This is a genomic window from Microcoleus sp. Pol12B4, assembly GCF_036701385.1.
In the GTDB taxonomy this organism is placed as follows: domain Bacteria; phylum Cyanobacteriota; class Cyanobacteriia; order Cyanobacteriales; family Microcoleaceae; genus Microcoleus.
The window spans coordinates 1-3,277 of sequence record NZ_JAUBQR010000370.1 but is presented as its reverse complement, the minus strand read 5'-3'; the positions used below and the strand labels follow the sequence as shown (position 1 = coordinate 3,277).

Genomic DNA, 3,277 nt, shown 5'->3' with positions numbered 1-3,277 from the left:
AGATTGATAGTATTTTAAGCTTAGATTTTCCCGTCGATGACTTTTTCGCCTTGATTCGTTATTGTTACAACCAACGAACTCTTAATCCAGAATACAACCGGATTACCTTCGCGATTTTCGGAGTGGCTACACCCAGCGATTTAATCGCTGATAAAAATCGGACACCTTTTAATATCGGACAAGCAGTTGATTTGCCCGGTTTTTCCTGGGAAGAAGCCTCTCCTTTAACTCAAGGGTTAGAAAGTGTAGTTAGTAATTCCGAGGCAATTATCAAAGCAATATTATCTTGGACTTCTGGGCAACCATTTCTGAGCCAAAAGCTGTGTCAATTGATAGTAAGAGCGACGCGAGAATCTCACAGTGACGTGCTGATAATTCCACCGGGAACGGAAGGATTTTTTGTGGAATCTGTCGTGCGATCGCACATCATCCAGAATTGGGAATCTCAAGATGAACCAGAGCATTTAAAGACGATCCGCGACCGCATCCTGAGAAATGAGCAACGTGCTGGAAGACTACTAGGCATCTATCAAAAAATCCTACAAGGAGTGGAAGTACCCACCGATGACTCGCGAGAACAGGTAGAACTATTGCTGTCTGGTTTGGTAGTAAAAAACCAGGGTTTTTTACAGGTAAGAAACCCCATTTATCAAGAAGTATTTAACACAAAATGGGTAGAAAAAAATCTCGCTTCCTTGCGTCCCTACTCTCAAGCCTTTGATGCTTGGATAACTTCCAAGCAGACAGATAAATCCCGACTTTTGCGCGGACAGGCCTTGAAAAATGCTCAAGCTTGGGCCAAGGGTAAAAGTTTGAGTGACTTAGATTATCAGTTTTTAGGCGCTTCTGAAGAATTAGATCGAAGAGAAGTGCAGGTAGGATTGGAAGCAGAACGGGCGAAAGAAATTCAAGCCAGACTAACAGAAGAACAAAAAAGATTAGCACTAGAGAAAAAAAGTTCTAGGCGGCAAAGATTTTTGCTTTTTGTAGTAACAATAGCATTAATTATCGCCTGTGCATTGGGGGTAGCGGTGTATTTTCAGTATCGGCAAACTGCTGTCAGCGAAATCAAAGCGATCGCCAAATCTTCCGAAGCCTTATTCGCCTCAAATCAAAAATTAGACGCATTCATAGAGGCAATCAGAGGAAAGCGACAACTGCAAAAGTTAGGTGGCGTAAACCCAGAAATCGAACGCTCAGTTAAAGAAGCTCTCCATCAAGCTGTTTATGGAGCAGTTGACTATAATCATTTATCGGGGCATGACAATGTGGTTAATGATGTAACTTTCAGCCCGGATGGGGAACTCATAGCCTCAGCTTCTGCCGATAAAACGATCGATCTTTGGGAAAAAGACGGTACAAAACTAGGAATACTTCAAGGGCACAACAATGCAGTTTGGGGAGTTGTATTTAACCCCAGAGGGGATCTAATTGTTTCGGGTTCTGCGGATAAAACAGTCAAACTTTGGCGCAAAAACAGTACAAATTTACCAAAGGTCAAGCCGAGTTATACCTTGTGGCAGACCTTAAAAGGACATACCGATAACGTTACACAAGTCGCGATCGCTCCTAACAATCAGATTATTGCTTCGGCTTCTAAAGATAAAACAGTTAAACTCTGGAGTACAGACGGCAAACTGCACAGAACTCTCACCGGACATACAGATGAAGTTACCAGCGTTGCCTTTAGCCGGGACAGTCAAACTATTGCATCTGCTTCTAAAGATCAAACCATCAAACTCTGGAATGCAGACGGTAAACTGATCCGAACCCTCACCGGACATACGGATAGAGTTATGAATGTTGCCTTTAGCCCTTCAGAATATCTCATTGCCTCGGCGAGTGCGGATAAAACAGTCAAACTTTGGAAGCTTGACGGCACTCTGATAAAAACCCTAACTGGACACAGCGATGCCGTGACAAAAATCGCTTTTAACCCTCAAGGTGGTTTGCTTGCCTCGGCAAGTCTAGACAGAAAAGTCAAACTGTGGCAGCTTGACGGGACTCTGGTAAAAACCCTGCTAGTCGCCAAGGATGTCGTCTCTGGATTGGCTTGGAGTCCTGACGGGCAAATCTTCGCCTCATCCAGTTGGGATGGCCCGATCGCACTCTGGAAGCTTGATGACAGTTTGCTTAAGACTCTTAACGGACATCAAGCATCGATTTACACCATAAAATTTAGTCCTGATAGTAAGACAATTGCCACCGCCAGTCGTGACAATACCCTTAAACTTTGGCGGCTTGATGGTAGCTTAATTCGCACTTTCCCCAAACAAGCTGATAAAGTTTTCGGAGTAGATTTCAGCCCAAAGGGAGACACTATTGCTACAGGCGTTTATGACAGCACTGTTCGATTGTGGCGACTAGATGGAACCTTAATCAAGACTTTTACTGGACATCAAGGTAGAGTCTTCGCGGTTGATTTCCATCCAGATGGACAGTCACTCGCCTCGGCGGGTGAGGACAAAACGGTCAAAGTGTGGAGGATTGACGGCACCCAATTGGCAACTCTCAAAGGACATACCGATTACATTAACGCAGTGGCATTTAGCCCCGATGGAAAGCTCATTGCCTCTGGTAGTGTGGACGGCACTGTCAAACTTTGGCAGTGGGATAGTGCGATCGCATTTGGAAAGCCCAGCTACAAGCTTCTACACACTTTAACAAGCCATCGCCGTCAGGTAGCGGGAGTGGCATTTAGCCCTGACGGCAAGACTCTGGCTTCAGCAGGTATGGACAGCATGGTGAGACTTTGGCGGTTGGATGGTTCAGAAATTAGAGCCTTAAAGGGACACAAAAATGGGGTCTTCGGAGTGGCATTTAGCCCCGATGGCAAGACTCTCGCCTCAGCAAGTTTTGACGGCACTGTCAAACTTTGGAGGTACGACGGTAAAGAACTTGAAACCTTAAAAGGACATAGCGATGGGGTGTTCGGAGTTACCTTTAGCCCTGATGGAAAGTTCATCGCCTCAGCCAGTCAGGATACCACAGCAATTTTGTGGAATTTAGAGCGAATTTTCCAGCTCGATTTTCTCCAGTATGGATGCGATTGGGTCGGAAATTATTTGCGAACAAATGCTGATGTGAAGGAGGAGGATAGGCATTTGTGCGATACCGTGGGCGATCGCTAAATTATCCGAAACCATGAACTATCAATTATGAAAGATTACTCTTACCAAATTGGTGGCAGTCTCACAACTGATGCGCCTACCTATGTCGAACGACAAGCAGATATCGAACTTTATCAAGCCTTAAAACGAGGCGAATTTTGCTACAT

Annotated in this window: 1 protein-coding gene; it reads left to right on the top strand. The window is 44.9% G+C overall.

Features of this window, described 5'->3' with window-relative positions; all coding sequences use genetic code 11:
* On the top strand, nucleotides 1-3,131 hold a 3,131-nt coding region (locus QUA38_RS28145), incomplete at its 5' end, for a WD40 domain-containing protein (protein ID WP_333167692.1).
* Between the last annotated feature and the right edge of the window lie 146 nt (nucleotides 3,132-3,277).